18 protein-coding genes are annotated in these 25476 nt (G+C 69.8%); 14 read left to right on the top strand and 4 right to left on the bottom strand.

Annotation, left to right across the window (positions count from 1 at the left end):
* Positions 1-113: 113 nt before the first annotated feature.
* From ppc to FHR56_RS00630, 7 genes are all read left to right on the top strand, one after another.
* A complete protein-coding gene (ppc, locus tag FHR56_RS00660; RefSeq protein WP_160948079.1) occupies positions 114-2828 on the top strand; it encodes a phosphoenolpyruvate carboxylase in 2715 nt (904 codons plus the stop codon).
* 82 nt (positions 2829-2910) lie between these two features.
* The gene (locus FHR56_RS00655; protein ID WP_184502384.1) at positions 2911-3486 is read left to right on the top strand and encodes a TetR/AcrR family transcriptional regulator; all 576 of its coding nucleotides are present in this window, start codon (positions 2911-2913) and stop codon (positions 3484-3486) included.
* Positions 3487-3545: 59 nt separating this feature from the next.
* A complete protein-coding gene (locus FHR56_RS00650) occupies positions 3546-4526 on the top strand; it encodes a DUF4105 domain-containing protein (RefSeq protein ID WP_160948116.1) in 981 nt (326 codons plus the stop codon).
* A gap of 2 nt (positions 4527-4528) precedes the next feature.
* Complete coding sequence (locus tag FHR56_RS00645) at positions 4529-6463, top strand: alpha/beta fold hydrolase (RefSeq protein ID WP_184502575.1); 1935 nt, start codon at positions 4529-4531, stop codon at positions 6461-6463.
* Between the two features lie 374 nt (positions 6464-6837).
* Positions 6838-9624 (top strand): TonB-dependent receptor, encoded by a 2787-nt coding sequence (locus FHR56_RS00640; protein WP_184502383.1) that lies wholly within the window; start codon positions 6838-6840, stop codon positions 9622-9624.
* Positions 9625-9725: 101 nt separating this feature from the next.
* Positions 9726-10787 (top strand): Ca2+-dependent phosphoinositide-specific phospholipase C, encoded by a 1062-nt coding sequence (locus FHR56_RS00635; protein ID WP_202407062.1) that lies wholly within the window; start codon positions 9726-9728, stop codon positions 10785-10787.
* A gap of 25 nt (positions 10788-10812) precedes the next feature.
* Positions 10813-12051, top strand: a complete 1239-nt coding sequence (locus tag FHR56_RS00630) for a histidine-type phosphatase (protein ID WP_237473351.1) — start codon at positions 10813-10815, stop codon at positions 12049-12051.
* A gap of 355 nt (positions 12052-12406) precedes the next feature.
* Here the strand turns inward: FHR56_RS00630 and metK are convergent, their stop codons facing one another.
* Positions 12407-13618: a methionine adenosyltransferase gene (metK, locus tag FHR56_RS00625; protein ID WP_010342184.1), complete on the bottom strand. Its 1212-nt coding sequence runs from the start codon at positions 13616-13618 to the stop codon at positions 12407-12409.
* Positions 13619-13824: 206 nt separating this feature from the next.
* Between metK and FHR56_RS00620 the strand changes: the two genes are divergently transcribed.
* From FHR56_RS00620 to FHR56_RS00610, 3 genes are all read left to right on the top strand, one after another.
* The gene (locus FHR56_RS00620; RefSeq protein ID WP_184502382.1) at positions 13825-15540 is read left to right on the top strand and encodes a lysophospholipid acyltransferase family protein; all 1716 of its coding nucleotides are present in this window, start codon (positions 13825-13827) and stop codon (positions 15538-15540) included.
* Positions 15537-16355 (top strand): UDP-2,3-diacylglucosamine diphosphatase, encoded by an 819-nt coding sequence (locus tag FHR56_RS00615; RefSeq protein ID WP_019797873.1) that lies wholly within the window; start codon positions 15537-15539, stop codon positions 16353-16355. Before FHR56_RS00620 ends, FHR56_RS00615 begins: the two co-directional genes overlap by 4 nt.
* A gap of 550 nt (positions 16356-16905) precedes the next feature.
* Positions 16906-18963, top strand: a complete 2058-nt coding sequence (locus FHR56_RS00610; RefSeq protein ID WP_160948075.1) for a tetratricopeptide repeat protein — start codon at positions 16906-16908, stop codon at positions 18961-18963.
* 66 nt (positions 18964-19029) lie between these two features.
* On the opposite strand, the gene FHR56_RS00605 is transcribed toward FHR56_RS00610, so the two are convergent.
* A complete protein-coding gene (locus tag FHR56_RS00605; RefSeq protein WP_160948074.1) occupies positions 19030-19416 on the bottom strand; it encodes a hypothetical protein in 387 nt (128 codons plus the stop codon).
* Positions 19417-19780: 364 nt separating this feature from the next.
* On the opposite strand from FHR56_RS00605, the gene FHR56_RS00600 reads away from it, so the two are divergent.
* The 4 genes from FHR56_RS00600 to FHR56_RS00585 all read left to right on the top strand — a co-directional run bounded on the left by FHR56_RS00600 (position 19781) and on the right by FHR56_RS00585 (position 23142).
* On the top strand, positions 19781-20434 hold the full coding sequence (locus tag FHR56_RS00600; protein WP_160948073.1) for a hypothetical protein: 654 nt from the start codon (positions 19781-19783) through the stop codon (positions 20432-20434).
* A 310-nt stretch (positions 20435-20744) separates the two neighbouring features.
* On the top strand, positions 20745-21818 hold the full coding sequence (locus tag FHR56_RS00595) for a metal-dependent hydrolase (RefSeq protein WP_160948072.1): 1074 nt from the start codon (positions 20745-20747) through the stop codon (positions 21816-21818).
* A gap of 80 nt (positions 21819-21898) precedes the next feature.
* Positions 21899-22183 (top strand): hypothetical protein, encoded by a 285-nt coding sequence (locus FHR56_RS00590; RefSeq protein WP_160948071.1) that lies wholly within the window; start codon positions 21899-21901, stop codon positions 22181-22183.
* A 272-nt stretch (positions 22184-22455) separates the two neighbouring features.
* Positions 22456-23142 carry a hypothetical protein gene (locus FHR56_RS00585; protein WP_237473350.1) on the top strand — a complete coding sequence of 229 codons (687 nt, stop codon included), beginning with the start codon at positions 22456-22458 and terminating at the stop codon, positions 23140-23142.
* Positions 23143-23544: 402 nt separating this feature from the next.
* Here FHR56_RS00585 and FHR56_RS00580 read toward each other — a convergent pair whose 3' ends face one another.
* Both FHR56_RS00580 and dusB read right to left on the bottom strand, forming a co-directional pair.
* A complete protein-coding gene (locus FHR56_RS00580) occupies positions 23545-24372 on the bottom strand; it encodes a class I SAM-dependent methyltransferase (protein ID WP_160948070.1) in 828 nt (275 codons plus the stop codon).
* A 27-nt stretch (positions 24373-24399) separates the two neighbouring features.
* Positions 24400-25398 (bottom strand): tRNA dihydrouridine synthase DusB, encoded by a 999-nt coding sequence (gene dusB, locus FHR56_RS00575; RefSeq protein WP_160948069.1) that lies wholly within the window; start codon positions 25396-25398, stop codon positions 24400-24402.
* Positions 25399-25476: the final 78 nt, after the last annotated feature.

Here is a 25476-nt window from a genome sequence, read left to right as displayed (position 1 = left end):
ACTGGCGTGCAAGGCAAATGGTTCGCTTTGAAACCGTCGCCATGGCCGACGGGAACGCGCTCCCTTTTCGGTTAGGCTTGCGACGCCCCCACTGCCGAGCCATGCGTTTCCCGATGAACGAGTCCCGCAGCAGCATCGTCTTCGCCACGCCCGACCTCCCCTTACGCGACGACGTGCGCCGGCTCGGCGCCCTGGTGGGCGACCTGCTCGCCGAACAGGTGTCTGCGCAGTTCCTCGACGAGATCGAACGCATCCGCACCACCGCGATCGCGCGCCGCGAGCGCGCCGCGCCGCTGTCCTCGCTGAGCGAGCAGCTCGCCGGGCGCGCGCCGCGCGACGCCGAAGCGCTGGTGCGCGCCTTCAGCACCTATTTCCAGGTGGTCAACATCGCCGAGCGCGTGCACCGCATCCGCCGCCGGCGCGACTACCAGCGCAGCAGCGCCGACACGCCGCAGCCGGACGGCCTGCTCGACGCCTTGCGCCGGCTCAAGGCGCAGGGCGTCGGCATCGAGGAACTGCGCGACTGGCTGCCGCGCATCGACGTGGAGCCGGTGTTCACCGCACATCCGACCGAGGCGGTGCGACGCGCGCTGCTGGAGAAGGAACAGCTGATGGTCGCCAGCCTGGTCGACAACCTCGACGGCCTGCGCACCCCGGGCGAGCGCGCCACCGACGCGGCGCGGTTCCGCATGGCGCTGACCGCCTCGTGGCAGACCGCCGACTCTTCGCCGGTGCGGCCCACCGTGGAGGACGAGCGCGAGCATGTCGGTTTCTACCTGACCCAGGTGCTGTATCGGGTGATCCCGGTGATGTACGAGACCCTGGAGCACGCCATCGAGCAGACCTACGGCCAGGCACTGCCCCTGCCGCGGCTGCTGCGCTTCGGCACCTGGGTCGGCGGCGACATGGACGGCAACCCCAACGTCGATGCCGCCACCATCACCGCCACCCTCGACGCGCAGCGGCGCGCAGTGCTGGAGCGCTACCTGAAGGAACTGTGGCAGCTGGCCAGCCTGCTCAGCCAGTCGACCACCCTGGTCGCGGTCAGCGCGCCGCTGCTGGAGCAACTGGAGCGTTACCGGCAACTGTTGCCGGAGGCCGCGGCGCGCTCGCGCCCGCGCCATGGCGACATGCCCTACCGCCTGCTCAACGACCTGATGCGCGCGCGCCTGCAGGCCACGCTGGACGATGCGCCCGGCGCCTATGCGGCGCCGACCGAACTGGAAAGCGACCTGCAGTTGATCCTGGACAGCCTGCAGGCCAACAAGGGCCTGCACGCCGGCTGGTTCGCGGTGCGGCGCCTGCTGTGGCGGGTGCGCAGCTTCGGGTTCCACCTGGCGCGGCTGGACGTGCGCCAGGAGTCCAGCGTGCATGCGCGCGCGGTCGCCGCCGCGCTGGACACGCAGGACTGGGACGCGCGGTCGGTGGAGGAGCGGGCGCACCTGCTCGGTGCCTATGCCGGCGGCGAGCAGACCCTGCCGGCGGCCGGCGACGACGGAAATGCGCGGCTGGACGCGGTGTTCGCCGCGCTCGCCGATGCACGCGCGCGGCACGGCGCCGACGCGCTGGGCAGCTACATCATCTCGATGGCGCACGATCGCGCCGACGTGCTGACCGTGCTGGCGCTGGCGCGCCGCGGCGGCCTGGTCGATGCCGACGGTGCGGTGCCGCTGGACATCGTGCCGTTGTTCGAGACCGTGGACGATCTGCGCGGCGGCACCGCGACCCTGCGCGACCTGCTGGCCGATCCGGTCTACCGCCGCCACCTGGCCGCGCGCGACGACGTGCAGATGGTGATGCTCGGCTATTCGGACAGCGGCAAGGACGGCGGCATCGCCGCCTCGCGCTGGGGCCTGCAGCGTGCGCAGGTGGAACTGCTGGAGGCGGCGGCCGACCTGGGCATCCGCCTGACTTTCTTCCACGGCCGCGGCGGCTCGATCGTGCGTGGCGGCGGCAAGACCACGCGCGCGCTGGAAGCGGCGCCGCGCGGCAGCGTCGACGGGCGCCTGCGCGTGACCGAGCAGGGCGAGGTGATCCATCGCAAGTACGGCATCCGTGCGCTGGCGTTGCGTTCGCTGGAACAGATGACCGGTGCGGTGCTGCTGTCGAGCCTGCGCCCACGTGCGGCCGACGCGCGCGAGGCTGGCTGGCGGCCGGTGATGGACCTGGTCGCCGAACACAGCAGCCAGGCGTACCGCAGCTTCGTCGGCGATGCCGAGTTCATGCGCTATTTCCGCCTGGCCACGCCGATCGACGTGATCGAGCGGATGACCCTGGGCTCGCGGCCGTCGCGGCGGCTCGGCCAGGATGCGGCGCTGTCCAACCTGCGTGCGATCCCCTGGGTGTTCGCCTGGAGCCAGGCGCGCGCGGTGATCCCGGGCTGGTACGGCGTGGGCAGCGGCCTGCAGGCGGCGGTGGACGCCGGCCACGAGGACGCGCTGCGCGCGATGGCCGCCGACTGGCCGTTCTTCCGCACCTTCCTCGACGACATCGCCATGGTCCTGTCCAAGGGCGACCTCAACATCGCCGAGATGTTCTCGCGCCTGTCCGGGCCGCTGCACGCGCGCTTCTTCCCGCGCATCCGCGACGAACTGGCGCTGACCAAGGGCTGGGTGAAGGCGCTGACCGGGCAGGCCTCGCTGCTGCAGCACGATCCGCGCCTGGCGCTGTCGATCCGCCTGCGCAATCCCTACATCGACCCGATCAGCGTGCTGCAGGTGGATCTGCTGCAGCGCTGGCGTGCCACCGAGGGCGAGGACGAGGACCTGCTGCGGGCGCTGGTGGCCTGCGTCAACGGCGTCGCCCAGGGCGTGCAGAACACCGGCTGAGGCCGGCGCTTCAGGGCACCGCCGGCCGCCGCCGGTGGATGCCCGCCATCACACTCTTGCAAGCGGACAAAATTGTCCGATAATGCCGCGCATGGAGATGCGAGCCGATACCGCCCACCGCCGCCGCCTGTTGCTGGACGCCGCCGACGAGGTGTTCTGCGAGCACGGCGTGCTGGCGCCGCTGGAACTGGTGGTGGAGCGCGCCGGATTGGGCCGCGCCACCCTGTACCGCCACTTCGCCGACCGCACCGCACTGATCGCGGCGCTGCTGGATCGTGGCCTGGACGGCCTGGAGGGCTGCGCGCGCGAGATCGGTGCGCGGCCGGACGGGCTGTTCCTGCTGATGTACGACGTCGCCGAGCACATCGCGATGTCGGCGCCGCTGGCCGACTATTGGCGGTCGCTCCCGCGCGAGCACCCGATGATCGCCGCGGCGCATACGCGGGCGATGGCGATCCTGCTGCCGTTCCTGCAGCGTGCGATCGGCGCCGGCCTGTGTCGTGCGGACCTGGGCGAGCAGGACTTGGCCCTGGCGATGGACATGCTTGGCGCCTGCCAGCGCGGCAGCGACGAGGCCGAACGCAAGGCGCTGGCGCAACGCGGTTGCCGCCTGCTGTGCCACGCCCTGGCCACGCCCGCGGCGGCGGCGGACTTGTGAGCGCCGCCGGCGCCGCGCGCAGACGCGCCTGGCCGTGGCGGCTGGCGCGCGTCGTGGCGATGCTGGCGGTGCTGGTCGCCAGCCTGTGGGGCGCGCTGTTCCTGGCCTATCTGCCGCATACCGGCGCCGTGGTGCGCTACGGCTCGGCGCTGCTGTGGACCGCGCTGGGCGGCGCGGCGCTGTGGGGCCTTCGCCATCCGCGCGAGTACCGCGTGCTGCCGCTGCTGTTCGCGTTCGGCTGTGCGGGCATGGTGGTGGGCTGGTCGGCGCTGCAGCCGCAGCAGAACCGCGAGTGGGCCGACGATGTCGCGCAGTTGCTGCAGCCGCAGGTGGACGGGCAGGTGGTGACCTTGCACAACGTGCGCAACTTCGCCTGGCGCAGCGACCACGACTACACCCCGCGCTGGGAGACCCGCCGCTACGACCTGGAGCAACTCGCCTCGGCGGACCTGGCGCTCTCGTACTGGATGGGGCCGGCGATCGCCCACACCCTGGTTTCGTTCGGTTTCGACGACGGCCGCCGCGTGGTGTTCTCGCTGGAGATCCGCAAGGAGCGCGGCGAAGCGTTCTCGGCGCTGGCCGGATTCTTCCGCAATTTCGAGCAGGTGATGGTGGCCGCCGACGAGCGCGACATCCTGGCGGTGCGCAGCAACGTGCGCGGCGAGGACGTGTACCTGTACCGGCTCAATCTCTCGCGCGCACAACTGCGCCAACTGTTCCTCGGCTACGTGGCACAGGCGCAGCAACTGCAGCGCACGCCGCGCTTCTACAACACCGCCACCAGCAACTGCACCACCATCGTGTTCGAACTGGCGCGCAAGCTCGATCCTGCGTTGCCGCTCGACTATCGGCTGCTGCTGTCCGGCTACCTGCCGTCCTACGTCTACGCGCAGCATGGCTTCGTGCCCGGCTACAGCCTGGCCACGCTGCGCGCGCGCGGCCGCATCGGCGAGCGCGCACGCGCGGCCGGCGCTGGCGCCGACTTCTCCACGCGCATCCGCGCCGGCATTCCCGGCGACGATCCCGCGGTCACCCCATGAGCCTGCGCGCACGTCTCGCGCGGTGCGCGGGCGCCGCGCTGCTGGCTGCCGCGCTGCTGCTCGGCGCCGGCTGCGCGATGGTCAGCGTGCAGTCGCGCAGCGCCGACGACTACATCGCCACCCAGCGCGGCGACGTGCTCAGCACCGGCAGGCTCAGCGACGCCAGCCTGGAGACGCTGCGCGTGCTCGCGCTCGATCCCAAGACCTGCGAGGCGGACATTCCCGCTTGCGCCACGCAGTTGCGCGCATTGCAGGGGCTGGACCAGGAGCGGCGGCTGGCGACGCTGTCGGAGCTGTGGGTGCATGCGGCCAACGCGCGCACCCCGCGCCAGGGCCAGGCGCAGGACGATGCGGCGCTGCAGGCCTGGCTGGAAGCGGCACGCTACGCCTACGCGTATCTGTTCTACACCCAGCGGCCGGCCAGCACGCGCGCCTTCGAGGACCGGCAGACCCAGGTGCGCGACTACTACAACTACGCGGTGCAGCAGGTGGTCGGCGAGCTGTTCCTGCGCTGGCGGGCCGGCAGCGCCAGCGGCGAACTGCACGACGACGACACCCTGCGCGCGGCCGGTTGGCAGGTGCGGGCGGACATGGGCAGCTTCCGCCTGCCGGGCGGCGTGGCGCGGCCGGACGCGATGCTGCCGGCGTCGACGTTGCGCTTCGATGGCCTGCGCAGCACCTACCGGCGCGACGGCTTCGGCGCCGAGCTGGTCGCGGAGATCGCCCCGTCCAAGGTCGGCGACCCGACCGCGTCCTCGGCGGCGCCTGCGCACGCCAGCGGCTTCAGCGAGATGCCGTATGCGCCGACCACGGTGCTGCTGCGCTTCGACGGAGACAGCCTGGCGCAGGTGCTGGACACCCGCAGCGTGGTGGTGGCGCCCTACGACCCGTACCGCGACGGCGAGGTCGAGGTGCATGGCCAGCGCCTGCCGCTGGCGGCCAATTTCACCGCGGCCTACGGCCTGTGGCTGGCGCGTGCCGGGTTCGCCCGGCAATCCCTGCGTTCGATGCTCGGGCGCCAGCACGGGCTGGACCAGCCGCACCTGTACCTGATGCAGCCGTACGACCCGGACCGGCGCATCATCCTGATGCTGCACGGCCTAGCCAGCAGTCCCGAGGCCTGGGTCAACGTCGCCAACGAACTGATGGGCGACGAGCAACTGCGCCGTCACTACCAGATCTGGCAGGTCTACTACCCGACCAACATGCCGATCGCCTGGAACCGTGCGCAGATCGATGCGCTGTTGCGGCAGACCCTGCGCCATTTCGATCCACAGGGGCAGGCGCCGGCGTCGCAGCACATGGTGCTGATCGGCCACAGCATGGGCGGGGTGATCGGGCGATTGCTGGTCAGCGACTCCGGCGACACGCTGTGGAACGACCTGATCGGCACGCGCGCCGACCGGCGCCCGCTGGATCCGCAGGCGCTGGCGCAGTTGCAGCCGCTGCTGCGCTTCGCGCCGCTGCCGCAAGTGGACCGGGCCATCTTCATCGCCGCGCCGCAGCGCGGTACGTCCTTCGCCGAAGGCCGCCTCGGGCGCCTGGCTGCGCGCCTGGTGCGCCTGCCGGTGGCGCTGCTCGACCGCCTCAATACCGTGCTGCAGGGCATCGACGGCCCCGATGGCACGCCGATCCGCGTGCCCAACAGCATCGACAATCTGCGCGACACCGATCCGTTCGTGCGCGCGGTGGCAGATCTGCCGATCGCGGCGGGCGTGCGTTACCACACCATCATCGCGCGCCGCGATCCGGCAGTGCCGCTGGGCGACTCCGACGACGGACTGGTGCCATACCGCAGTGCGCATCTGCCTGGCGCGGCCTCCGAACTGGTGGTCACCTCAGGGCACAGCGTGCAGGAGACCCCGCAGGCGATCCTGGAGATCCGCCGCATCCTGCACGCACAGTTGCAGGTCGACGCCGCCGCGCCGCCGCACTGACCCGCCCGCGACGGGCGGCTGCGCGCGCCGTCGTGGGCCGCGCCGGTGGCACCCGTGCCGCGCCACGCCCGCCGGGAGAATGCGCGACGCAGCGCGGGCGATCGCCTCGCTGCGCATCGCGCAAGCCCAACGCATCGCATCGTCCGCCGCGCCAGCCCCGCATCGCTGCGCGCACGCGTCTCTGCAGTTGTGCCGAATTACGCATGAAACGTGTCGAATCGTGGGTCGCTGGTTTCGGGTGACATCGTTGTCACGAAATTGCAGCCGCCAACCCGAACAATGCGCGCCGCCGTGATCACGATCACGGCCTCTCTCCCTCCTCCATGCCCGGCCTGCGGACGTTTCCGTTGGCCGCGCCTACGTTCGGATTTTTCATGTCGCACTCGATCCATCTTCCCAAACGCCTGTCACTGGCGATCGCCGCAGCATTGCTCGGTGTCGCGCCGATGGCCTTGGCCCAGGCGCAGGATGCGCAGGAGACGCAGAACCCCGCGTCCGACGCCAGCGCCAAGACCCTGGACAAGATCACCGTCGCCGTCACCCGCTACAACGCCGCGGACATGCAGATGGCGGCGACCAACACGGCCAACGTGCTGTCGGCCGAGGACCTGAAGTACACCGCCGTGCACAACATCGCCGAGGCGCTGGGCCTGCTGCCGGGCGTCAACGTGGTCAACACCGGGCAGTCGTACTTCGGCGGCGTCGACGGCGCCGCGCGCGGCGAGGGCATGTTCGCCTCGGTGCGCGGCCTCAACGCCGAGTACAACGTCAACCTCATCAACGGCGTCAACGTCGCCCAGGGCCTGCCGTACAGCCGCAGCGTGCAGTTGAGCCTGCTGCCGCCGTCGGGCCTGCAGACCATCGTGTTGAACAAGACCTCCACCGCGGCGATGGACGGCGACGCGATCGGCGGCACCATCGACTACCGCACCCCCAGCGGCTTCGACTACAGCGAGGCGATGGGCGGCAGCGTCACCGCCAGCGGGCGCATGGAAAGCCGTGCGCGCGACTACGGCGACGACGGCCTGGGCAAGGGCGCGGCCGGCGAGTTCCACGCCAAGTTCGGCGCCGACAATCAGTTCGGCGTGTACACCAGCGCGTACTACGACGAGCGCCACTACGTGAACAGCGAAGTGGCCAATGCCGCGGCCTCGCGCGGCGACTGGGGCAAGAAGTACTTCTCGCGCACCACCGCCAGCGGCCAGCCGGCGCCCGGCTACGATCCGCAGGACCTGCTGCTGGCCACTGGTGCCAACATCGGCTATTCCGCCGGCGACACCAAGCGCTATGGCGGCAACGTGTCCTTCGACTGGCACGTCGACCCGAGCCTGCAGCTGTACGCGCGCGCCACCTACGCCTACGCCAAGACCGAGCAGAACACCGGCTACACCCAGCTGGTGCCGGCCAACGTCAGCCTGGTGCAGATCGGCAGCACCGGCGTGTACCAGCCGCAGATCAACCGCGTGGCGGTGCGCTACTGGTACGAGACCAATCCGGAAGTGGCGGACCTGGCCACCTTCCAGTTCGGCGCCGACAAGCAGCTGGGCAACTGGACGCTGTCGCCGAACCTGTTCTACAGCTATGGCGACAACGATCGCCCGGACCACGTGGAAATTTCCGCGCGCGTGGACCAGTACGCCTCCACCCAGTTCCCGTACGGCGGTGCCACCACCTTCTCCGGCTACGACAGCGACGGCTTCCCCAAGCCGCTGCTGACCCCGGCGATCCAGGCCCAGGCCAGCGACATCGGCAGCCTGTATGCGCGCCGCTACGGCCAGCTGACCAAGTCCTACAGCGGGCAGACCAAGGGCGGCGCCAAGTTCGACGTGCGCTACGACTTCGACCAGGGCGCGCTCAGCAACATCCAGTTTGGCGTGAAGTACGTCGACAGCTCCCGCGACTTCACCTCGCGCGACTGGACCAACAGCAAGTTCACCGACGGCACCCTGCTGCGCCACACCGGCCTGGTGGTCGGCCAGTACGACGCGGTGTACCCGGGCAAGTACGCGTGGCCGACGGTCAAGCTCAGCAACGGCGGGTTGAAGGCGATGATCGCCCAGCACCTGACCGCGGCCAGCTTCGACACCTGCGGCAGCCTGGCGATCAACAACCAGAACTGCGCGACCATGCGAGGCGACGAGGCGGTGACCTCGGCGTATGCGATGGCCACCTTCCGCAGCGGCGACGTGGAAGTGATCCCGGGCGTGCGCTTCGAGCACACCAGCATCCGCAACACGTTCTGGACCATGCCCGAAGACGCCAACGGCAACGAACTGCCCGGCTTCTTCAGCAGCAACCGTACCCGCTACGACGTGCCGCTGCCGAGCGTGTTCCTGAACTACCGCCCGGGCAACGGCAATGCGGTGTACCGCGCCTCGGTGTGGACCAGCTACACCCGGCCGGCGCTGGTGCAGCTCGGCGGCGGCGCCAACTACGACGTCTCCAGCGACGGCACCACGGTCATCACCGAGGGCAACCCGGACCTGAAGCCGATCAAGTCGCTCAACGTGGACCTGTCCGGCGAGTGGGACAACGGCCATGGCGGCCACGCGATGCTGGCCGGCTACTACAAGCGCCTGACCGACTACATCTACGAGAGCGGCTCGGATCCGGCCAATGCCGGCAGCAGCACCGGCGCCGGCAACGTGCGCTACGTGCGTCCGCAGAACGGCGGCGACGGCAAGGTGCTCGGCGTCGAAGCCGCGGTGCGGCAGACCCTGCAGGGCATGCCGGCGCCGCTGGACGGCTTCGGCATCGGCGCCAACGTCACCCGCCAGACCACCCGCGTCGACCTGGGCATGGACGGCTTCCACGACGAGCGCATCCAGAACGCGCCGGACCTGATGGCCAACGCCGAGGTGTTCTACGAGAAGGGCCCGCTGTCGGTGAACCTGGCCTACCACTACTCCGGCGAATACGTCTCGGTGTACGACTACTACAACCGCGGCGCGACCTGGGACGACCTGTGGGTCAAGCCGATCACGCGCGTGGACCTGCACGTGGGCTACACCTTCAACGAGCACCTGCGCGCCGACCTGTCGGTGGCCAACCTCACCAACCGCCTGAGCTACTGGGCGCACGTGGGCCGCAACAGCACGGCGATCTCCGACATCGTCGATGCCGGCCGCACCGCGCTGCTGAACGTGAAGTACACGTTCTGAACCGGGTGCTGGCACACGCTGGACGTTGCCACCCGCCGCGCGGCCCTGTGCCGCGCGGCGGGTGGGGCGTTGTTGGCCTCGCGGTCCTGCTCGCCGGCCTGATGCTGGCGGGCCTGTCGGCGTCCGCCCGTGCGGCGGACGTGCCGACCACGCTGCCGATCGACGGCTTGCGCCTGGATCAGGTGCAACTGCTCGGTTCGCACAACAGCTATCGACCGGTGCCGACCGCGCTGGTGCGGCGACGCCTGCAGGTGCACGACGCGGCCGAATGGCCTTCACTGGCCTATGGCCATCCTTCGCTGCAGGCCCAGCTCGCGCTGGGGCTGCGGCAACTCGAACTCGACGTGGCCGCCGATCCGCATGGCGGCCTGTATGCCGCGCCGTATGCGCGCGCAGCCGCCAGCACCCGCGCACGCATGCGGGCGCGCGGAGCCAAGGTCCTGCATCAGCCGGGCCTGGACTACGCCAGCCATTGCCTGCGCTTCCGCGACTGCCTGGCGATCCTCGCCGCCTGGTCGCGCGCGCACCCGCGGCATGCGCCGCTGGTGGTGCTGGTCAATGCGGTGGATTTCGATCCGGTGCCGGGCCTGTGGCCGCACCGTTCCGCCTTAGACGCCAACGACCTGGACGCGCTGGACCGCGACATCGCCGAGGTGATCGGGCGCGCGCACCTGATCGTGCCCGACGACGTGCGCGGCGATGCGCCGAGCCTGCGCGACGCGGTGCTGGCGCATGCCTGGCCGCGCGTGGCGCAGGCGCGCGGCCGCCTGCTGTTCGTGCTCGACGGCAATCCGCGGCACGAAGCGCTGTATCGACAGGCGCATCCATCGCTGCGCGGCCGCATGATGTTCGGCTGGTATGCGCCGGATCAACCGGAGGCGGCGGTGCTGTCGATCGAGGATCCGCTGGCCGAGGCGTCTCGGATCCGCGCGCTGGTGACGCAGGGCTTCGTGGTGCGCACCCGCGCCGATGCCGACGGCCGCGAGGCGCGCGCGCACGACCGGCGCCGCGCGCAGGCGGCGTTGGACGCTGGCGCGCAATGGATCAGCACCGATTACTACGCCGGCGCGCCGGATCCGCAGCGGCTGGGCTACTGGCTCGGCATCGCCACGGGCCTGCGTTGCGACCGGGTCACGGCCGCGTGCGGCGCTGCGGCGCCGTGAGGCTCTTTCCATTTCGGGAACGACGATGAAGACAAGCTTGCGTTGGATGGTGTGGGTCGTGCTGCTGGTGGCGACGCTGGGCGCGCAGGCGCGGCTGGCGCCCAAGGCCGCGCCCGCGTTGCAGGTGGACAAGGTGTGGATGCTGTTCCGCCACGGCGTGCGCGCGCCGCTGCCGGGCGAGGCCGCGGCCGCCGCGCTGGCGCCGCAACCCTGGCCGGTGTGGGACACGCCGCCGAGCCTGCTCACCGCGCACGGCCGCACCGCGGTGGCGCGCAGCGGCGACTACACCCGGCAATGGCTGCTGCGCGATGGCGTGCTGCCAGCGCAGGGCTGTCCCGCCGACGGCACGGTCAGCATCTACGCCAACACCGACCAGCGCACCATCGTCAGCGCACAGGTGCTCGCCGATACGCTGGCGCCCGGCTGCCATCTGCAGGCCGGCCATCAGGCCGAGGGCAGCGACGACCCGCTGTTCCGCCCGGTGGAAGCCGGCGCGGTGGAGTTCGATGCCGCCGCGGCGGTGACATCGATCCAGCGCCAGACCGGCGGCCCGGGCGCGGTGCTGGCGCCGTATGCGAGCGAACTCCGCACCATGCAGGAGATCCTCGGCTGCGCGCAGCGCTGCGATTTCGTGCACATGCCCTCGTCGCTGACCCCGGGCGCGAACGGGCGCAGCCTGGCCCTGCACGGGCCGCTGGACCTGACCTCGGGCACGGCCGAGGTGTTCATCCTGCAGTACGCCGAAGGCATGCCGCTGGACCAGGTCGGCTGGGGTCGCGCGACCCCGGCGCGCATCGCTGCAGTGTCGCGGTTGCATGCCTTGCTGTTCGAGATCTACGCACGGCCGCAGTACATGGCCGCGCGCGCAGGTGCGCCGCTGGCGCACCGCCTGCTGGACACGCTGACCACGGCCGACGCGCCACGGCTGAGCGTGCTGGTCGCCAGCGACACCCACATCGCCGCACTCAGCGGCCTGCTCGACCTGCACTTCCAGTTGCCCGGCTTCGGCCGCGACGACGCGCCCCCGGGCGGCGCCCTGGTGGTGGAGCAGGTGCGCGATCCGCGCGATGGTCAGCGCTACGTGCGCGTGCGCTACCAGGCGCAGTCGCTGGACCAGTTGCGCGCGCTGACCCCGCTGAGCCTGCGCCATCCGCCGCTGCTGCAGACCCTGCAGATTCCGGGGTGCAGCGACGCCGCGACCGGGTTGTGCCCGCTGCCGCAGTTCCAGTCGTTGCTGCAGGCGGCGCTGCAACGGCGCGGCTGAGCCGGATCGATGCTCGTCTGCACCTCGTAGGAGCGGCTTCAGCCGCGACAGGGGTTCCCGGGAAAGCCCGTCGCGGCTGAAGCCGCTCCTACGACGGACAACGTATTGACGTGTTGCCCGGCATTGCGATGCCGTGTCCTTTGCTTGCGGACGCCAGCAATGTGCCATTGTTCCTGTAGGAGCGGCTTCAGCCGCGACAGGCGTTCGTCGAAACGCTCAGGTGTGGAGGCGGTGGCACCGACGACGGCGTACTTCCGCGACAGCGGCTCCGTCGACGGATCAGGTACCACCATTCCCCAAACGCAGAACGGGCCGCAATGCGGCCCGTTCCTTGTTGCAAGCGCGACAGGTCGGCTTACTTCAGCTTGGCGTCCGCGCGCAGCGCCTCGGCGCGGTCGGTCTTCTCCCACGAGAACGCGGTGGCCTGGTGCTGGGCGCCGGTGCCGTCGGTGTAGGTGAAGGCCTTCGGGGTTCGGCCGAAATGGCCGTACGAGGCGGTCTGCTGGTACATCGGGTGGATCAGGTCGAGCATCTGGATGATGCCGAACGGACGCAGGTCGAAATGCTTGCGGATCAGCTTCTCGATCTTGTCGTCGGCGATCTTGCCGGTGCCGAAGGTGGTGACCGAGATCGAGGTCGGCTCGGCCACGCCGATGGCGTAGGACACCTGCACTTCGCAACGGTCGGCCAGGCCGGCGGCCACCACGTTCTTGGCGACGTAGCGCGCGGCGTAGGCGGCCGAGCGGTCGACCTTGGACGGATCCTTGCCGGAGAACGCGCCGCCGCCGTGGCGCGCCCAGCCGCCGTAGGTGTCGACGATGATCTTGCGCCCGGTCAGGCCGCAGTCGCCCACCGGCCCGCCGATCACGAACTTGCCGGTCGGGTTGATGTGGAACTTGGTGCCCTTGTGCAGCCACTTGGCCGGCAGCACCGGCTTGAGGATCTCCTCGCGCACGGCTTCGACCAGGTGCTTCTGCTTGATGTCCGGATCGTGCTGGGTGGACAGCACCACCGCGTCGATGGCGGTCGCCACGCCGTCTTCGTAGCGCAGGGTGACCTGGCTCTTGGCGTCCGGGCGCAGCCACGCCAGCGGCGAGTTCTTCTTCTTGCGCACCTTGGCCTGCTGTTCGACCAGGCGGTGCGACAGGTGGATGGCGGCCGGCATGAAGCTGTCGGTCTCGCGGGTGGCGTAGCCGAACATCAGGCCCTGGTCGCCAGCGCCCTGTTCTTCCGGCTTCTTGCGGTCCACGCCCTGGTTGATGTCCGGCGACTGCTTGCCGATCAGGTTGAGCACGCCGCAGGTCTCGCCGTCGAAGCCGACGTCGGAGCTGTTGTAGCCGATGTCCAGGATCACCTTGCGGGTCAGCGCTTCCAGGTCGATCCAGGCGCTGGTGGTGATCTCGCCGGCGACGATCGCCACGCCGGTCTTCACCAGCGTTTCGCAGGCCACGCGCGCGCGCTTGTCCTGGGTCAGGATCGCGTCGAGCACCGCATCGGAGATCTGATCGGCGATCTTGTCCGGGTGGCCTTCGGAGACCGACTCGGAGGTGAAGAGATAGCTGGACATCGCGGCTATATCCTTGTATTCGGATGAAAAGATGGAGGCGCATGATACACGGGCATCGGGCGGCGTGCATGATGCCCGGGGCGGACGTTGCCCAAGGTTAACCGGTTGGCGCGCCCCGGTGCGCCCGTCACCTTGCCGTAGCCAGATTGCAAGATCGGTGTCGCCGCCGCGGCCGAAGCTGTGCGCAGTCAGCAAGGGGGCTTGCCGTGCTCGCACTCGAACGCCGTCTCCAGGACCGCTACCCGCACTGGTTTGCCGGACGCCGTTCGCGGCTGGTCCGGCCGTTGCTGCGCAGCCTGCAGAAATGGTCGGGACTGGATGCGCTGGACGCGTTCCTGGAGGCCAACCGCGACCTGCGCGGGTTCGCCCTGGTCCAGGCCGGACTGGACTTCCTGCAGGCCCGCTACGTGGTCGCACCGACCGCGGCCGACTGCATCCCGGCACGTGGCCGCCTGCTGATCGTCGCCAACCACCCCTCCGGCGCGCTGGATGCGCTGGCGCTGCTGGACTGCGTGGGCCAGGTGCGGCGCGACGTGAAGATCGTCGCCAACGATTTCCTATGGGCGCTGGAGGGGCTGCGCGACCTGCTGCTGCCGGTGCGCATCCTCGGCGGCGCGCCGTCGCCGGCCAGCGTGCGGGCGATCGAGCAGGCGCTGGCGCAGGAGCAATGTGTGATCGTATTCCCGGCCGGCGAGGTCTCGCGGCTGGGCTGGGGCGGCGTCGCCGACGGGCGCTGGCGCCGCGGCTTCCTGCGCTTCGCCCTCCGCACCGCCGCGCCGGTGCTGCCCGTGCGTATCCATGCGCGCAACTCGGCGCTGTTCTATGGTGCCTCGGCGCTGTTCAAGCCCGCCGGCACCGCGCTGCTGGCGCGCGAGATGTTCGCCCGCCGCGAGCGCCGCATCGCGCTCAGCCTGGGTCGCGCCCGCGCCCTGCCGCAGGACCTGCCCGAAGCCGAGCTGATGCGCCGCCTGCGCAGCGAGCTGTATGCACTGGGCCGCAGCGGTGGGCAGGCCGCGCCGAGCGAGGAGGCGCTGGTCGCCGCCGAGGATCCGGCGCAGTTGGCGGTGGAGGTGGCCGGCCTGCGCAGCCTCGGCCACACCCTGGACGGCAAGCAGATCCGCGTCGGCCGGCTGCGCGCCGGCTCGGCGCTGCTGCGCGAGATCGGTCGGCTGCGCGAGTTGACCTTCCGCGCGGTCGGCGAGGGCACCGGCCGGCGCCTGGACCTGGACGACTACGACACCTGGTACGAGCACATCGTGCTGTGGGACGGCGCCGCTACGCGCGTGGTCGGCGCCTATCGCGTCGCCCGCGGCGCACCGGTGCTGGCCGAGCGCGGCCTGGCCGGCTTCTACACCGCCGAACTGTTCCGCTACGGCGAGGGCATGCTGCCGCGCATCGCCGCGGGCATGGAGCTGGGCCGCAGCTTCGTGGTGCCGGACTACTGGGGCAGCCGCAGCATCGACTACCTGTGGCAGGGCATCGGCGCGTATCTACAAGACCATCCGCAGGTGCGCTACCTGTTCGGCGCGGTGTCGATCAGCGCCGCGCTGCCGTACGAAGCGCGCGAGCAGATCGTGGCCTACTACGCGCGCTACTACGGCGACGCCAGCGGCGAAGCCGCCTCGGCGCGGCCGTTCCCGTATCCGGAAGCGCCGCCGGCGTTCGACGAACTGGATGCCGACACCGCCTTCAAGGTGCTCAAGGGCAACCTCGACGCGCTGGGCGCGGCGGTGCCGATGCTCTACAAGCAGTACACCGATCTGTGCGAGCCCGGCGGTGCGCGCTTCCTCGCCTTCGGCGTGGATCCCGCGTTCAACGACGCCGTCGACGGCCTGATCGAGCTGGACCTGCAGCGCATCCGCAGCAAGAAGCGCGCGCGCTACCTCGAACGTCCCCGCAACGAAGCAGAGGTGGTGGCATGAGTCCTCTCAACAGCCTGGCGCCGCGCCGCGCGGTGTTCGTTTCCGATGTGCACCTGGGGGCGCCGCATTGCCATGCGCGTGAACTGGCCGACTTCCTCGGCGGCCTGCGCTGCGAACAGCTGTACCTGGTCGGCGACATCGTCGACTTCTGGTGGATGGCGCAGCGCCGCGCGGTCTGGAGTGCGGCGCACCAGCGCGTGATCGATGCGCTGCACGCGCTGGCCCGCGGCGGCACCGAGCTGATCTACGTGCCCGGCAACCACGACCGGCCGATCCGCCGCTTCTGCGGACTGGCGCTGCCGGCCATGCAGGTGCGCCGGCGCGCGGTGCACACGACCGCCGATGGACGCCGCCTGCTGGTGGTGCACGGCGACGACTACGACAGCGTGACCCAGTTCGGCGGCCTGCAGGAGAAGTTCGGCGACTGGCTGTACTACCGCATTCTCACCGGCAACCAGCTGACCAACCGCGTGCGGCGCCGCCTGGGCATGCGCTACTGGTCGCTGGCCGACTATCTGAAGCGGCAGAGCAGCGCCGCCGAGCGCTACATCGAGCGTTTCGTCGCCGCCGGCCTGGACGACGCGCGCCGTCGCGGCCTGGATGGAGTGATCTGTGGCCACGTGCACCGCGCCGGGCTGTTCGCGCGCGACGGCCTGGTCTACGCCAACGACGGCGACTGGGTGGAAAGCCTCACCGCGCTCGCCGAGGACGCCGACGGCACGCTGCGCCTGCTCTCGCACCGCGGCGAGGTGCTGCGCGAACTGCCGCCACGCCTGCGGCTGGTGCAGGAGAACGCCTGGCCGCGCGCGGCCTGAGTCAGGCGATCGTTGCCAGGCGGCGCTGCAACCGCCTGGCACGTGACCGGAGATTGCTGCGTTCGACTGCTGCCGCGTCTGCGTGCCGTGCCGTTGTCCCGATCGCGATCGCCCCGGTCGTGGCGCCGCGCCCCTGCACTGGACGGAAGCGTAGAACCTGGCGTGACCGCCATTCCACGATTGCCCGTGTGGGGTGTGCATCACCACCGCGCATGCTTGCCCGGCTTCCGTGGCATCGGGTCTACTGCGGTGCGTCGGCGCGGCATGCCCGGGCAGGAACCCACGTTCGCGTCCGGGCGTCGCGCTGATCCATGGCGCGGCGGCGCGCGTGCGCCGCATCCCGATCAGTTCTGGAGTTGTGGAGACCGTGAAACCAGGGAAGGCGTTGTGCGGCCGGTCGCGCCGATCCATGGGGACGTGGCGCGGCTTGGCCTGGTCTGCCGTTTCCGGCGATCTTGTCCAGGCGCATGTCACCGCGCCTGGTGCGCGGCCGCGGACATGCCTGCGCTTGGCGTGCCTGGGCGTGCTGCTCGCGGCAAGTGCGGACTCGATGGCGCAGAACACGGTGTATGGCTGCGCGGAGCCGGCGGCGCCGCGTCCGCTTCCCGATCCGTTGCTGTGCGTGCAGCAGGCGGGCGTATCGACGCCGCACACGGCGGGCGAAGCGCGGGTCGCGGCATTGTTTGCGCGTGCCAAGGAGCAGCTCGACGGCGGCCGCCTCGACGCTGCCGAACAGGCGCTGGACTGTGCCGCGGCCAACATCGGCGATGCCGGCGATACCCGCCTGCGCTACGAACTCACCCGCCGCCGCGGCATTCTCGATTTCCGCCGCGAACGCCTGCCGCAGGCGCTGGCGCGCTTCGAATGTGCAGCCACGCTGTCCCGGTCGCTGCACGACCGTGCGGGCGAGGCGCGCGATCTGAACAATGTGGGTGCGGCGCTGCGCCGGCTCGGCGATTTCCGCGGCGCCTTGCGCCACCTGACGCTGAGCCTGGACCTGCAGCGCGCGCGCGGCGCGGCGTCGGCGTCCGTGCTCACCAATATCGCCGACGTGTATCGCGAACTGCGCGAGCCCGACACCGCGATGCGCTACTACCGCGAGGCGCTGGCCGCCAACCGCGCGCAGGGCGACGCCATCGAGGCCGCGCATGTGCAGGAAACCATGGCCGAGCTGGCGCTCGACAGTGGCGACACGGCGCAGGCGCTGGCCTGGTTGCAGGAAGCGCTGGCCGTGTACCGCGCGCAGGGCCGCCGGGTGTACGAACTGCGTGTGCACGATGGCCTGATCCGCGCGGCACTGGCGCTTGGCGACGTGGCGCAGGCGCAGCGCTGGAGCTCCAGTGCGCTCGCGCTGGCCGAGGCATGGGCGCTGCCGTTGCCGTCCGCGTTGCAGCTGCAACTGGCGCGGACGGCCCGGCTTCAAGGCAATGCCGCCGCCGCCGCGGCACGCTTGCGCGCGGCGTTGGCGGCGGCGGCCGGCGGCGATCCGGTGCGGGTGCCATTGCTGGAAGAACTGGCACGGCTGCAGGAAAGCAGTGGCGATCCGGGCGCGGCCATCGCCACGCTGCGGCGTGCGAACACGGAAGCCGCCGCACTGGTGCGCGCGCAGCACGATCGCCAGTTGGACTGGCTGCGGGTCCGCTTCGATACCGCCGAAAAGCAGCGCACTATCGATGCCCTGCAGAGCGAAAACCGCCTGCGCCAGGTCCAGCTGCGCCAGCGCACCTTGCTGCTGTGGCTGGCGCTGGTGTCGGGCGTCGCCGCGGTGCTCGGCGTCTGGCTGTGGCTGCAGCGTCGCCGGCAGCGCGAGCACGTGCTGCAAGCCGCGCAGCAGGTCCGCCACGAGGAGCAACTCGCGCGCTATCGCCGAGAGGCCGATGCGCTGGCCGAGGATCGCAGCCTGCTGCAGACCCTGCTCGACAGTCGCGAGGATGCGCTGTGCCTGCTCGATGCCGAAGGCCAGGTGCTGGCCACCAATCGTGCCGGCCGCCTGCTGCTTGGCGGCGCGGACGCCGCCGAACCGGTCGGGCAGGCGGTGTTCGCCTGCGTTGCCGAGAGCGACCGACCGGCCTTGCAGGCGGCGCTGGAACGGATGGAGGACAGTGCCGCACAGCGGCTTGAGGTCGAGGCGCGGCACGGCACGCCGCTCGCCGCCACCCTCGCGCCCTGGCAGGGCGGCGATGGCCTGGTCGTGCTCGCCCTGCAGGAACGCGACAGTGGCGCGGCGTCGGACATCGTGCAGGCCGAGCACGCGCAAGCCGAGGCCGCCGCGCCTGCGTTGCGCGATGCCTTCCGGCGTGCGCTGGTCGACTTGATGCTGGCGGTCATCGATACCTGGGAGCGCGCCACGGCGACCGGCCGGCTGGAGTTGGCCGAGCGCAGCCGGATCTGGCGCGTGAACATCGACGACGGGCGCCTGCGCGCGCGGGCGATGGAGCGCTATTTGGCGGTCGCCAAGCTGCCGCGCAACCCGCGCTGGCGGGACGTGCTGCGCTCGGCCTATTTCGTGCTCGCGCAGTGCGAGGGGCTGTCGGCAGAGGCGCGCGCCGCCTTGCAGTGCAGGATCGACACGGTGCTGGCCTACACCCGCCGGGACGCGCTGGGCTGAGCGTGCCCGGCATTCCTGCTGGCGATCGTTGGCCACATTGAGGAGCGCGCGCGCCTGCACGGTGCGTCAGCGCCCGCGCTTGGCCGGGCAGACCACGCACGCGCCTTTCAAGCCGTGTTCCATGCGATAGCTGCTGTGGTGGTCGCGGGCCAGGAACGTCGTGGGACCGAGCACGATGGGCTTGGCCGATCGCGACGGCGCCACCACCTCGCAATAGGCCGCAATGGTGTTCAGCGTATTCGTGTACGGCTCGTGGCTATCGACCACCCCGCACTTGTCCATCGTCTGCCGCAACTGCTCGCCGTCGAAATCGAACTTCACCACGACCTCCGGTTCCTGGTCCTGCTCCAGGCACCAGTCCGGTGGCAAGGTGTCGTGGCCGTGGGCGGCCAAGGGTAGGGCAAACAGCAACGCGACGACGGCGGCATGGAAGACGGAGCGGTAAGCAGACATCGGAACCTCGCAATGCGCGGAAAGCGGACCCGCAGCCTAAGAGCGGCGCTGCGACGGATGCCAGCGCCTCCGCGGGTATAGACCGGGAATAAATCCGCCTAACGCCTTGATTCTTGACGGTCGGAGCATCCGCGCCGCAGACGCGGCACGCCGCGCCGTGCAGCCACGCCACCGCGCTCGGCTCGCCGATCTGGCCCGGTTCGTTCCACGCACGGCCCGGCTTCGCCCTCGTGTCCCGGTGGCGGCTTGCCTAGCCTGAAATCGCCGGATCGCAGCGTCTGCCGATGCGGCGGTGGCCATATCCCCCGGGGGCGATCCATGCACCCAGCCATCTCCAATCCCTTCCAATAGCGAGAGAACGCTCATGAAGAAGAAGTTCCTTGTCGCCACCGCTCTGCTGGCGGGCAGTGTCGTCGGCGCCCCTGCGCTGGCCGCCGAAAACCCGGTGGACCAGGCCGGTATCCAGCACAACATGTACCTGGGCTGCCTGATGGACCTGAATGCCACGGCCGAGGGCGCGCTGACCCTGCTGGTCAAGAAGTGCGGCTATGCCCCCGGCGTGCCGCTGGAGCGGTTCGTCGCCACGCAGCAGCCCATCGTCGATGGCGTCGATCCGACCCGGCCGATGACCGAGAACCTGGCCGGGCTGCGCCAGCAGCTCAGTGCCTACGAATACTCGTTCATCGAGCGGATGGACCAGATCGTGCAGAACGCCGAGGACCTGGACGCGGCGGCGGTGCAGTTCGAGGAACTGGAGCGGGAGGCCATCGCGCGGCTCGATCCGAAATCGCAGAATGGTGCGCTGATCCTGGGCGGACTGAGCGTGGCCAGGCACTCCACCCAGTACTGGTCCAAGTATGCGGCAGAGCAGGGGGAGTCCCCGGCTGGCGCCACCGCGAAGAAGGGATTCTGGAAATGGCTGGCCACCATCGGTTCGGACGTGGTCGGCTATCTCGCCTCGCACAACATCGGCACGGCGGCGACCGTCTCCAACGTCGTCCACGGCTGGTTCAAGTGAGCGGTTGATCCCAGCGGCGTACAGCAAAAATGGCAAGGCGTCCCGGAAGGGGCGCCTTGCTTGTGCGGCGTTGTCGGGCGTGCGGGGATGGTGCCTGCCTGACCCGGCAGCCGTCCGGCCCGACATGCTGTGCGAGCTGTGCAGGAACGGTTTCAGCCGCGGCACTGGCTGCTGATGCGCGCCGCGCGAGGCGCGCCACGGTGCTTCCGCGGATTGGCGTGCCCACGCTCTCCAGGGAAGCCAGCGGACAGTCACGACGAACGCTGCCGCCGCGGCGCGCCTCGCGCCGCATCGCTGCTAGCATCGGCCGATGGATTCCCTTACTCAGATCGTCCTCGGCGGCGCCATTGCCGCGGCCATCGCGCCGGCTGCACATCGGCGTGCGGCACTGCTCGCCGGTGCCGTACTCGGCACCGTGCCCGATCTCGACTCGCTGATCCTGCTGCCGCTGACCCGCGACCCAGTCACGTTGATGACGGTGCATCGCAGCTTCAGCCATTCGCTGTTCGTGATGCCGCTGCTCGGCTGGCTGGTCTGGTGGCTGTTCCGCCGCTTCGGCCACGGGCGGGTCGCCGAGGCGCCGCGCCGCTGGTTCTGGGCGATCCAACTGGCGCTGATCACCCATCCGTTGCTGGATGCGTTCACTGTCTACGGCACGCAGCTGTGGTGGCCGCTGCGGCCGCCGCCGACGATGTGGTCGAGCGTGTTCATCATCGATCCCGCCTACACGCTGTGGCTGCTGCTCGCCTACGCCATCGCCTGGTTCGCCCGCGCGCGCCGCGCGGCGCAGCAGGCCTTGCTGGCCGGGTTGCTGCTGAGCAGCACCTACCTGGGCTGGTCGCTGCTGGCCAAGCACCTGGTCGATCGCGAGGCCGACCGCGCGCTGGCGGCGATGGGCCTGGCGCAGGCGCCGCGCTTTTCGGTGCCGATGCCGTTCAACACGGTGTTGTGGCGGGTGGTGGCGATGACCCCGAACGGCTATGTGATCGGCGAGCGCTCGCTGGTCGCCGATCGCGGGCCGATGCGCTTCCAGGGCTATCCCTCCAACACGCAGGCGCTGGCGCAAGTGCGTGCGCTGCCGGCGGTGCAGCGGCTGAGCTGGTTCAACCGCGGTTTCATGCGCGCGCAGGTCAAAGATGGCGAACTGGTGCTCAGCGACCTGCGCATGGGCCTGGAGCCGGACTACAACTTCAATTTCGCGGTGGCGCGGCAGCACGGCGCCAGCTGGGAGGCGATGCCGCCGCGGCAGTTGCAGGCCACCTACCGGGCGCCGGCGGCACGTGGGCAGATTCGGGCTGCGCTGGTGCGGATGTGGCAACGGATCTGGGTCGAACCGGCGTCGCCCGTGCCGGTCGGTGCGCCGGTGCCGACAGCGGCGCGTTGAGCGCGGCGTGATGCAGCTTCATTGCCGAGGCAAGTTGCAGTAAACGGCGATGTTGCGGGGGTATTCGAGTGGGACTGCTTGTGGTCGGCTACCCCGCACGTGGCCATCACCTGCCGCAATTGTTCCCCGTCGAAATCGAACTTCATCACCACCTGCTGCTTGTGGTCCTGCTCCAGGCAGCGGTCCGGCAGCAGGGTGTCGTGGGCGTGGAGGGCCCAGGGCTGTGTCAGGAGGGCCGCGACGACGGCGGCATGGACGACGGGGTGCTGGCAGGCAGTGAGCTTCCTAAACAGAAGAGCTCGCACCAGCCTAGTTGCAGCGGCGATGCAGATTCCAGCGCAGCCGCGGGTATGGATCGGGATTGAGTCGACGTAAGGGATTGATTCTTCGGTCGTGACACACAGCCGCAACCAGGGCCGCGTTTCCGCGATGCGGCGGTGGTGCCACGGATTCGCCAATTCGACCCGGTTCGTTCCCTTGGCGACCCGGTTTCGCCCTCGTGCGTCGTTGCCGACCCGCCTAGCCTGAAACCGTCGCATCGCGCCTTGTGCCGGTGCGGTGGTGATCGCTTCGCCTGGATCCTCCGCAGGAACATCGGAAGACCTGGCCACCCTCTATCCATTGCATGGGAACACGCATGAATAAGAAGCTCTTTGCTGCAACCGCCATCCTCCTGATCGGCAATGCCTTCGGCGCCCCCCCGGCGCTGGCGGCCGAGAACCCGATCGACCAAGCGGGCATCCAGCACAACATGTACCTGGGTTGCCTGATGGAGACCAAGGCCTCGCGCGAGGAGGCGCTCGCCGTCCTGGTCGAGAAGTGCGGCTACAACCCCGGCATGCCGCTGGAGCGCTTCATCGCCACGCACCAGCCCATGATTGATGCAATCGACCCGGCCCGGCCGATGGCCGAAACCCTGGCCGGGCTGCGCCAACAGCTCAGTGCCTACGAGTTCTCGTTCATCGTGCGAATGGACCAGGTTGTGCAGAACGCCGGTGACCTTGACGCTGCGGCGGTGCAATTCGAGGAATTGGAACGGGAAGGCATCGCGCGGCTCGATCCCAAGTCGAAGAATGGGGCGCTGGTTCTGGGCGCGTTGAGCGTGGCAAGACACTCCGCGCGCTACTGGTCCAAATTTGCGGCCGGCATCACAGCGAAATACGCCGGGTCTCCAGACCCGAAAAAGGGCTGGTTGATTGTCACAGCGTGCGATGTGGGAGGCCTCCTTTTCTTTAATGGCAACAGCGAATTGGCCGCCTCTACCTCCCATTCAGCCTTCAACATACTCGTTTCGCAAGGATATTTCCCACTCTACGCAAACTAAAAATCGCCCCATGATCTTGCTGCAGGCAGCGCAGACGAAATAAACAAAGGCGTTCCCGCCGGGGACGTCTTTGTTTGAGACACACCGAGAATGCGGACATGTCGTCACTATTCTGGTGTGCAGGCGCAGCGCTGATCCGGGCTTCTGGAGGTGGCTGAGCCAAGCCTTCTCCGCATTGCCAGCAAAGTAGCTGCCTGCGACAACTTCAACGTCGCGGTGGCGCGGCAGCAGGGCGACGGCTGGCAAGCAATCGCCCTGAGGCAGCTGCAGGCGGCGTATCGGGCGCCGGTAGCACGCGGGCACGTCCGCGCGGCGCTGGCCCGGATGTGGCGACGGATTTGGGTCGAGCCTGCATCGCCTACGCCGATAAGCGCGCAGGCGCCAGCGGCGCCACGAGCGCGCTCAATACACCGTGGCATGCGCCTGCACGAACGAATAGAAGAACACCGCGTCCGGGTCGCTCTGCACCTGCGCCATCTCCCGGCGCATGCCGGCCACGGTCTCCTCATCCACCGCGCCGGCCTGCAGCAGCCGTTCGGCCGCCGACAGCAGCAGTTCCTCCCAGAACCCGATCATGGTCTTGCGCCGCGCCGGCTCGCGGTTGTCCAGGTGCAGGGTCTTGATCTCGGTGCTGACGTCGCGATAACCGCCGGCCAGCAGCAGGTTGCCGAGCTTGGCGCCGACGAACGGGTCGCCGCCGTGGTCGTACTGGAAGTCGTTGAACGCCATCCAGTAGCGCCACACGTTCGGCGAATACGGATGCAGCAGGAACGAGGCGTTCATCACCTCGGTCACGTACACCGGCGAGCCCGGCGCCAGCACCCGCCGCACTTCGCTGAGCACCCGCGCCGGTGACGGCACGTGCTCGAGCACCCAGCACAGGAACGCCGCATCGAAGCTGCGCGGCTGGAACGGCAGGTCGCCGGCATCGGCCTGCTGCAGGGTGTAGCGGTCCTGGCACCAGGGCATGCGCTGCAGGTTGTCGCGTGCGGCCTGCAGTTGCGCCACGCTCAGGTCGATGCCGGTGACATGCAGGTCGGGAAAGCGCCGCAGCAGCACTTCGGTCTGCGCGCCGACGCCGCTGCCCACTTCCAGCAGGCGCCGCGCGCCGGTGTAGTCGATCTGGTTGAACAGGGTGGCTTCCAGCAAGCGCGCCTGTTTCAGCAGGCGCGCCTGTTCGGTGTCGGAATAGCCGTGCAGATAGGTCGGGGTTTCGGGAGACGTGCCCATGGCGGTGCTCCAGGGGAGAAGAAAACGTCAGGCGGCAGCGGACAAGGCCGGCGGCACCCCGGCGATCAGCGCGTCGAAGTACTCCGCGGTCAGCGCCAGTTGCGCCTGCGCGCTCTCGGCGCGGTTGACCACGGCACGGAACGCGGCGTTTTCCGGCCGGTCCTTGGCGTACCAGCCCAGGTGCTTGCGCGCGATGCGCACGCCCTGCGCCTCGCCGTAGAAATCGTGCAGGGCCTGCAGGTGGCCGAGCAGGGTGTCGCGCACGAACGCCAGCGACGGCGCCGGCTGCAGTTCGCCGGTGGCCAGGTAGTGCGCGATCTCGCCGAAGATCCACGGCCGGCCCTGCGCCGCGCGCCCGACCATCACCGCATCGGCGCCGGTCGCGGCCAGCACCTGCGCTGCCTTCTGCGGCGAATCGATGTCGCCGTTGGCGATCACCGGAATGCGCAGCATCGCCTTGATCTGCGCGATGGTGGCATACTCGGCCTGGCCGCTGTAATGCTGGTCGCGGGTGCGCCCGTGCACCGCCAGCGCGGTGATGCCGCAGTCCTCGGCGATGCGCGCGATGGTCGGGCCGTTGCGATGGTCGCAGTCCCAGCCGGTACGGATCTTCAGCGTCACCGGCACCGGCGAGGCCTTCACCACCGCGCTGAGGATGCGCGCCACCAGCGCCTCGTCGCGCATCAGCGCCGAACCGGCCCAGGCGTTGCACACCTTCTTCGCCGGGCAGCCCATATTGATGTCGATCAGTTGCGCGCCGTGGTCGGCGTTGTAGCGCGCGGCCTCGGCCAGTTGCTGCGGTTCGGTGCCGGCGATCTGCACGCTGACCGGGTCCGGCTCGCCGGCGTGGTCCATGCGCTGCAGCGACTTGCGGGTCTGCCAGAAGCGCGGATCGGAGATGGTCATCTCCGACACCGCCAGGCCGGCGCCCAGGCGCTTGCACAGCAGCCGGAACGGCTTGTCGGTGACCCCGGCCATCGGTGCCAGGATCACCTTCGGTTCGATCGTGTAGGGGCCGATACGCATGCGCCTAGTTTAGAGCGTGTTGTGCACTTTGAGACGCGTGCGACGCGGCCTGTGGCGCGTTGAGAGGCGGCGCGCGCT

The sequence above is a fragment of the Xanthomonas sp. F10 genome (genome assembly GCF_014206815.1).
Taxonomy (GTDB): Bacteria; Pseudomonadota; Gammaproteobacteria; order Xanthomonadales; family Xanthomonadaceae; genus Xanthomonas_A; species Xanthomonas_A indica.
This window is presented reverse-complemented; position numbering and strand designations above follow the sequence as displayed.

What these genes read in the sequence shown, in the direction of transcription:
- ppc (WP_160948079.1), top strand. Translation starts at nt 114, where the DNA reads ATGAACGAGTCCCGCAGCAGCATCGTCTTCGCCACGCCCGACCTCCCC.
- FHR56_RS00655 (WP_184502384.1), top strand. Translation starts at nt 2,911, where the DNA reads ATGCCGCGCATGGAGATGCGAGCCGATACCGCCCACCGCCGCCGCCTG.
- FHR56_RS00650 (WP_160948116.1), top strand. Translation starts at nt 3,546, where the DNA reads ATGCTGGCGGTGCTGGTCGCCAGCCTGTGGGGCGCGCTGTTCCTGGCC.
- FHR56_RS00640 (WP_184502383.1), top strand. Translation starts at nt 6,838, where the DNA reads ATGTCGCACTCGATCCATCTTCCCAAACGCCTGTCACTGGCGATCGCC.
- FHR56_RS00635 (WP_202407062.1), top strand. Translation starts at nt 9,726, where the DNA reads ATGCTGGCGGGCCTGTCGGCGTCCGCCCGTGCGGCGGACGTGCCGACC.
- FHR56_RS00630 (WP_237473351.1), top strand. Translation starts at nt 10,813, where the DNA reads ATGAAGACAAGCTTGCGTTGGATGGTGTGGGTCGTGCTGCTGGTGGCG.
- metK (WP_010342184.1), bottom strand. Translation starts at nt 13,618, where the DNA reads ATGTCCAGCTATCTCTTCACCTCCGAGTCGGTCTCCGAAGGCCACCCG.
- FHR56_RS00615 (WP_019797873.1), top strand. Translation starts at nt 15,537, where the DNA reads ATGAGTCCTCTCAACAGCCTGGCGCCGCGCCGCGCGGTGTTCGTTTCC.
- FHR56_RS00610 (WP_160948075.1), top strand. Translation starts at nt 16,906, where the DNA reads ATGGCGCAGAACACGGTGTATGGCTGCGCGGAGCCGGCGGCGCCGCGT.
- FHR56_RS00605 (WP_160948074.1), bottom strand. Translation starts at nt 19,416, where the DNA reads ATGTCTGCTTACCGCTCCGTCTTCCATGCCGCCGTCGTCGCGTTGCTG.
- FHR56_RS00600 (WP_160948073.1), top strand. Translation starts at nt 19,781, where the DNA reads ATGAAGAAGAAGTTCCTTGTCGCCACCGCTCTGCTGGCGGGCAGTGTC.
- FHR56_RS00595 (WP_160948072.1), top strand. Translation starts at nt 20,745, where the DNA reads ATGGATTCCCTTACTCAGATCGTCCTCGGCGGCGCCATTGCCGCGGCC.
- FHR56_RS00585 (WP_237473350.1), top strand. Translation starts at nt 22,456, where the DNA reads ATGAATAAGAAGCTCTTTGCTGCAACCGCCATCCTCCTGATCGGCAAT.
- FHR56_RS00580 (WP_160948070.1), bottom strand. Translation starts at nt 24,372, where the DNA reads ATGGGCACGTCTCCCGAAACCCCGACCTATCTGCACGGCTATTCCGAC.
- dusB (WP_160948069.1), bottom strand. Translation starts at nt 25,398, where the DNA reads ATGCGTATCGGCCCCTACACGATCGAACCGAAGGTGATCCTGGCACCG.